Below are 2,377 nucleotides of genomic sequence, written 5' to 3'. Positions count from 1 at the left end.
CCAGCTCAAACAGTTCCGCGCCCTGGCCACCCGCTACGACAAGACCGCTACCTCATACACCGCCGTGGTCACCATTGCAGCACTCCTGCTCTGGCTCTAGGCGACCACTATGAAGACAGGCCCTAGGGCTGGTGTTGTGGGATCTGGTCGTGACCCGGCTACTGCCGCCGGGCTCAGCGATCATCGTGGTGGTCGATGACACCTGTTCAAACTGTCGGGCAAGAAGGTGTACGGGACGACCCCACTTGGAGGACGGTCCGGATTGGACAGGAGTTGCACCAGCGCTGTCTACCAGGCAAGGAACCACACTGAGACGGCCTCGGACAGGGACCAAGTCGTGGACGACGTCGGCGGGCGACCACCCCTGTTTCTCACGCCCGGCACGGGCATGGCGGAAGGAACATCGGCGCCAACGAGGGGAAGCTCAAGGTACCGTGCAACTGCGCCGCAGTGTCGTACCTACGACTGCAGGGAACAGAAGCCGGACGTCCGGCGACCGTCAGGCGCTTACCTTCAATTGGTGGACACGCTGCTTGGATAGGCCCATGACGCGTGCCGTGTCTGGCTCCGACCAATGACTCGTCAGCACCTTCGCGGCCTTGACGGCTAGTTCCATGGCGCGCTTGGTGTGAGCTTCCGCTAGTTCCTTCTCACGGCTGTATTCCGCTACCACCCCTGCGACCTCCTCCGGAAGATCGAACACGAACTCCACGCCAGGGGTTTCCTCGGGCCAGGCCCAGGCGTGGATCTCCGCCAAGTCGCGCTCCAGTTGAGACAAGGAGCTTGCCACACCGACTCCTTCAACCTCCCCCGTAGGGCAGCGCGACACCCACCGCCCATTCTCGAAGGTGACGACATACGTGATCGTCTTGCTCATCGGCTCATCCTTTCTACGACCGCCTCCAGACGCTTGAGGGCTTCGCGAAAGAGCTCCGGGTCGCGATCCGGGTCGGCAGGGATCATGACAGGAACCGAGATGACGCCATCCTTGATCACACGCAGCGCGCACATGTCGCTCTTGAGGTGGTATAGCCAGTCAGCTGTGGCGCCTGCGGCCGCCACGATCGTAGCCACCTCGGCGAGCTGTCGCATGTGTGGGGGAAGGGCCTCGGCCATAGCGATGAGCATACCCCACTAGGAAGATGCCTCCTAGAGGAGTAGGAGGGTGCTTCCTAGCGGCTAGTAACCCTCACTCATTGCGATCGGCCGGGATCGCTGGCTCAGTCGAACGGCTCACCCGTAGATGTCGCTCGCGTTTCCGTAGGCCGAACGATCAGGTCGCCGAGCTCAGGAAGCTCACCGACAACGTCTCGGGTCATGTCGCCGAGGCGGTGGCACGCCAGCTGCGGCACCAGCTCCTGGGTGCCGACTTGCTGCGTCACCAGGAGGAGCACGGGAAGTCCAGCGACGAGGAGCTGGCCGAGGCCCGTGCCGGCATCTTCGGGACGGCGGATTCCGGCGGTTCGGCGAGCATGGCGCGATCGAGCACGTCGAAACCGTCGCCCTCCACTCCCGAGGGCTCTCCGCCTGGGTCGCGCAGGACCGCAAGATCCTCGCCATGTTCCAGGTGTTCTCTTCCATGGGTGCCGATTTCGTCATCGGCGCCAACACCATTGTGGAAGTCAGCTACACACGAGTGGACATGCCACGGCCGCAATGGGTGCTCTCCCGCGTGAAGGTCGAGCCGGTGACCGAGAGCGCGGAGACGAGGTCCGCTGAACTACTCAAGGCTGCAGGCCTGCACGGCCACAAGTACGCGATCGACGCGACGATCGCCGAGATGGCATTGCGGCAGCCAGGCCCGGTGGCCATGCTGACCTCCGATGTGAACGACATGGTCCGGTTGTGCGGCAACCGCTTACGACTCATCGGCACCTGAACGCGGAACAGCCGCCAGGGATTGTCGTACTCGCTCGAACATGCTGATACAAGTCCCACCCGCCCTACCACGTTTGATCAGGGAAACCCTGCCCGAGCTGCGGATTCTCCATTGATCACGCTTGCCTGACATGCAGCCGTAGGCCGGCGAGAGTCGCCGTTTGTCCTCCACCCGCGCCCAAGATGGGTCCGGATGCGATAGACCCGCCGCAGCCCCTGATCAGGGTGGCGGCACAGCCCGCCCCTTGCTGTGCTGCCACCCTGATCAGGGCCATCGAGGCACACTCGATGCCTGTAGCCGACGGCAGGCGAGCACTCCGCCGGCCTGTGCCCCGTCATCCAGCTTGTGCATCGCTCCGCCCGCTCCCTTGGTGACGGCGGCGCTCCAATACTGGACCAGTGTCGACGCTCGAAAACGGACCCATCTACCGGCCTCATGGGCCTAGATCGGGAAGGTGCTGAGCGTGGAGGACTGGGCGGAGATACGCCGGCTGCACCG

3 protein-coding genes and 1 pseudogene are annotated in these 2,377 nt (G+C 63.8%); 2 read left to right on the top strand and 2 right to left on the bottom strand.

What is annotated here, in order from left to right:
• Positions 1–100 (top strand): annotated as a pseudogene (locus tag IL992_RS45410) (IS5/IS1182 family transposase); the annotation flags it as partial.
• A 399-nt stretch (positions 101–499) separates the two neighbouring features.
• On the opposite strand, the gene IL992_RS45405 reads toward IL992_RS45410, so the two are convergent.
• Positions 500–877, bottom strand: a complete 378-nt coding sequence (locus tag IL992_RS45405; RefSeq protein WP_193209481.1) for a hypothetical protein — start codon at positions 875–877, stop codon at positions 500–502.
• Positions 874–1,116 carry a hypothetical protein gene (locus tag IL992_RS45400; protein WP_193209480.1) on the bottom strand — a complete coding sequence of 81 codons (243 nt, stop codon included), beginning with the start codon at positions 1,114–1,116 and terminating at the stop codon, positions 874–876. Before IL992_RS45400 ends, IL992_RS45405 begins: the two co-directional genes overlap by 4 nt.
• Positions 1,117–1,558: 442 nt before the next feature.
• On the opposite strand from IL992_RS45400, the gene IL992_RS45395 reads away from it, so the two are divergent.
• The gene (locus IL992_RS45395) at positions 1,559–1,879 is read left to right on the top strand and encodes a DNA-binding protein (protein ID WP_226874982.1); all 321 of its coding nucleotides are present in this window, start codon (positions 1,559–1,561) and stop codon (positions 1,877–1,879) included.
• Positions 1,880–2,377 lie beyond the last annotated feature (498 nt).

Origin of the sequence: Microbispora sitophila, assembly GCF_014892245.1 — a bacterium.
In the GTDB taxonomy this organism is placed as follows: Bacteria; Actinomycetota; Actinomycetes; order Streptosporangiales; family Streptosporangiaceae; genus Microbispora; species Microbispora siamensis.
Note: the sequence above shows the minus strand (reverse complement) of the source record. Positions and strands in the feature narration are given on the sequence as shown.

Bases quoted from the DNA above. Each gene is read 5' to 3' on its own strand.
- IL992_RS45400 (WP_193209480.1), bottom strand. From the start codon at position 1,116: ATGGCCGAGGCCCTTCCCCCACACATGCGACAGCTCGCCGAGGTGGCT.
- IL992_RS45405 (WP_193209481.1), bottom strand. From the start codon at position 877: ATGAGCAAGACGATCACGTATGTCGTCACCTTCGAGAATGGGCGGTGG.
- IL992_RS45395 (WP_226874982.1), top strand. From the start codon at position 1,559: ATGTTCCAGGTGTTCTCTTCCATGGGTGCCGATTTCGTCATCGGCGCC.